This window comes from Azospirillum sp. B4, assembly GCF_000333275.1.
Lineage (GTDB): Bacteria > Pseudomonadota > Alphaproteobacteria > Azospirillales > Azospirillaceae > Nitrospirillum.
Genome location: NZ_BACU01000203.1, coordinates 1 through 2,841, shown reverse-complemented (window position 1 = coordinate 2,841; position 2,841 = coordinate 1). Strand labels below are relative to the sequence as shown.

The following is a 2,841-nucleotide window of genomic DNA, read 5'->3' as shown; positions in this document are numbered from 1 at the left end:
CCGCTGGCCGCCACCTCCAGCGCGCGCTTCGCCGTCTCCTGCCCCTTGATGTCGGCCAGGTCGGGCAGGGCGCCGGCCTCCTCCTCCTCCTCCATCTTGGGCTGGGGGCGGGACCCCGGGGAGAAGAAGGCGGCGCGGTGGGGCAGGTAGGCGGCCAGCGCCTCACGCGCCGGCGGCGACAGCGGCACCATGCGCTCCTTCCCGCCCTTGCCCTTCACCACCAGCACCCGGCCGTCGCGGCTGAAGGCCGACAGGGGCAGGCCCACCAGTTCCGACACGCGCAGACCGGTGGCGTACAGCAGTTCCAGCAGCGCCGCCAGGCGCAGCCCCTCCGCCCCGCCCTGGGCCGCCGCCGTGTCCAGCATGCGGGTGACGTCGGCCTCCGACAGGATCTTGGGCAGCGGCCGGCCCAGGCGCGGGCCGTCCAGCACGGCGGCCGGGTCGATGTCGCGCCGGCCTTCCGACACCAGGAACTTGTAGTACTGGCGCAGGGCCGACAGCCGGCGGGCCACGGTGCGCACCGCCGCCTGGGTGCCGTCGCGACCCAGGTGGTCCAGGTAGGCCCGCAGGTCGTCCGTGCCCGCCTGGTCCAGGGCCGGCCCCGTGCCGCCCTTCTGCCCGGCGATGAAGCGGGCCGCGTCCGTCAGGTCGCGGCGGTAGGCGTCGCGCGTGTTGGCCGCCGCCCCCCGCTCCGCCACCAGCATGTCCAGGAAGGCGTCCACCCCCGGCGGCAGCGCCAGCGTCGCGCCGCGCGGCCGGCCGGGGGCGCGCCTCTTGGGCGCTCCCCCGGCGGCCACCCCGGCGGTCTCGCGGTTGGGGACGCGCGGCGCCATGGGCTCAGGGTCCGGCCTGGACGGCAACGGCCTCCAGCGCCAGGCGCCGGGCATCGTCCTTCAAGCCGACGGCGACCAACGTCGACACGGCGTTGGCCGCGACCGTGGGCGGCGTGGCCGCCGGGCCCGCGTCCGCCAGCGTGGCCAGCGCCAGCAACGCGACCTCACCCTTGCGGCCGGCGACGGCGGACTGGAACAGCCGGACCCAGGTCGCGGCGTCAGGAATGACGCCGGGCGCCTCGGACGCGGCGACGGTGCGGGCCAGCAACAGCGGGTCCACCTTCTCCCCCGCCGCGGTCAACAGGGCCAGCGTGTTGCCGGCGCGCAGGCGGGACGGGGCGTCGGCATCCGCCTTCACCGCGTCCAGCCACTGGCCCCAGTTGGCGCCATCGCTGGGCAGCAGGCCGCCCAGCACGGCCAGCGGCACCAGGCGCAGATAGGCCTGCAGGGGCTTGCCCTCCTTCGCGTCCTGCGCCGTCTGCCGGGCCAGCTCGAACCATGGCTGGGCCAGGTCGCGCCGGTTCTGCAGCAGCAGCAGGCGGGTGGCGGCGGGCGCCAGGTCCTTCAGGGCCGGGCCGGGCGCCAGCTGCTCCAACTCCTGGGCCAGCAGGTCGCCCCAAGCGCCGGCCAGCAGGGCCGGATCGCCCACATCCACGGCCTTGGCCAGGATGGCGCCCTTCAGCGACGGGATCGTTTCCCCCGTCAGGGCCTGGTAGAGGATGGCGCGCTGTTCCGCGCCTTGGCGCTTGTCGGCCACGCCCACGGCGTTCTTGAGGTCACTCGGGCTGACCTTGGCCGCCTTGTACAGCGGCGCCAGCGCCGCCGCCGGCAGGGTGCCATGGGCCGCGGCCCGGTCGCCCGCCGCCAGCTTCAGCGCCACCGCCGTGTCGGGCAGGTCGGCCACGGCCGCCGCCGCTGCGGGGTTCAGCGCCAGGATCTGCGCCACGGGGACATCGGCCGGCAGGCCCCGGCCCATGGCGCGGGCCAGCGCCACCGTTTCCGCCGACACGGTGGTGATGCCCTTCAGCGCGCCCTTCTGGGCGCCGCCGACGGTTTCCGCCAGGCGGGCGAAGCCATCATCCTTCACCCCCTGCTCGCGCATGATGTCCAGCGACAGCATGACGTTGTCGGTGGAGCCGGCGCGCACCTGGCAGACGACGCCCAGCATCTGGATTTCGCCGTCGTTGAAGCGCTTCTGCAGGTCCGCCATCTGGTCGCACGCCGCCCCGTCGCCAGTCAGCAGCGACAGCCGGGCCCAGGCCTCCGCCCCGCCAGCGTCGTCCAGCGCGGTGGGCAGGGCGGCCATGGCGCCGGCGTTCCGGCCGTCGCCCAGCAGGGCCAAGCGCTCCAGCCGGGCGCCCAGGAAATTGCGCGCGTCCTTGCCCGCCTGGGGGGCCGTGCCGGTTGACATCAGCACCCGGCCCAGCAGGGCGCGCACCGCCGGCGACGGGCTGGAGGCCGGCAGCGCGGCCAGCGCCCTGTCGACCAGGCCGCGCGGGCTGTCGGCCCACAGGGCCTGGCCCAGGCCACCCTGCCCCGCGTCCAGAAGGCCGCCACCGTCCGGCGTCACCGCCGCCAGGGGCTTGACCTCGAAAGCGGACGAGCGCTGCGGCGGCGTGTAGGCCGGCGCGCCCAGCGGGGTGGGACCATCGGTCGCGCCCGGGGCAGTCGCGCCCGGGGTGGCGGTCGCGCCTGGGGCGGCCGCCCCCGGCGCCACGGTCGGCGCCGGCCCCTGGGGCCACAGCGGCGTAGGCCCGGAGGAAGTCTGGGCCAGGGCCACCGGCGCCGTCATCAGGCCGGCGGCCAGCGCCAGGCCGGCCCAGGCCTTACTGCGGGAAGCGGTCATTGGAGATCACCCGTTCGGTGGGCGCGGAGGGCGCCGGGGAGGTGGTGGCGGCCACGACCAGGGCGGCGCCAGCACCGCCAAGGACAACCAGGGCGATCAGGATCAGGAGGAGCTTTTTCATCGTGGGATCGGCATCAATCGCTGATAGGGAAAGGGCGAAAC

The 2,841-nt window shown here is 75.8% G+C and carries 3 protein-coding genes; all 3 read right to left on the bottom strand.

What is annotated here, in order from left to right:
- Window positions 1-833: site-specific integrase (locus I55_RS34290; protein ID WP_083900965.1), on the bottom strand; the 833-nt coding region annotated here is incomplete at its 3' end.
- Window positions 834-837: 4 nt separating this feature from the next.
- Window positions 838-2,679: a hypothetical protein gene (locus tag I55_RS08985; RefSeq protein WP_044560189.1), complete on the bottom strand. Its 1,842-nt coding sequence runs from the start codon at window positions 2,677-2,679 to the stop codon at window positions 838-840.
- On the bottom strand, window positions 2,660-2,841 hold a 182-nt coding region (locus I55_RS36950; protein ID WP_044560188.1), incomplete at its 5' end, for a hypothetical protein. The genes I55_RS36950 and I55_RS08985, both read right to left, overlap by 20 nt.